We start from the raw sequence: 302 nt of genomic DNA on the forward strand, positions 1-302 counted from the left end.
GATGAACCTGACGGTCAGTGCGCTCAGCCATCAGATGCGCCAGCTCGAGGAACGCCTGGGCCAGCCGCTGCTGATACGGCAGGCACGCGGTGTGGCCTTGACCCTGGGAGGGCAGCGCCTGCTGGATCAGGTGGGCCCTCATCTGGATGCGATCAACGAAGCCTTCCAGCCCTACGCCGCGCGACCGGAGCATGTGCTCACCCTCAGCGCCGTGCCGTCGAGGGCCAGCGCCTGGCTGGTGCCACGCCTGGGCAACTTCGTGGCGGCGCATCCGCAGATCGAAATCAATCTGCAGTCGAGCG

At 66.9% G+C, this 302-nt stretch carries 1 protein-coding gene; it reads left to right on the plus strand.

Going from position 1 to position 302, the window contains the following annotated elements; translation table 11 throughout:
- Position 1: 1 nt before the first annotated feature.
- Positions 2 to 302 (plus strand): LysR family transcriptional regulator (locus CR918_RS20970; protein WP_133119714.1); only part of this gene is annotated, 301 nt, incomplete at its 3' end.

Origin of the sequence: Stenotrophomonas indicatrix (assembly GCF_002750975.1) — a bacterium.
GTDB classification, from domain to species: Bacteria; Pseudomonadota; Gammaproteobacteria; order Xanthomonadales; family Xanthomonadaceae; genus Stenotrophomonas; species Stenotrophomonas indicatrix.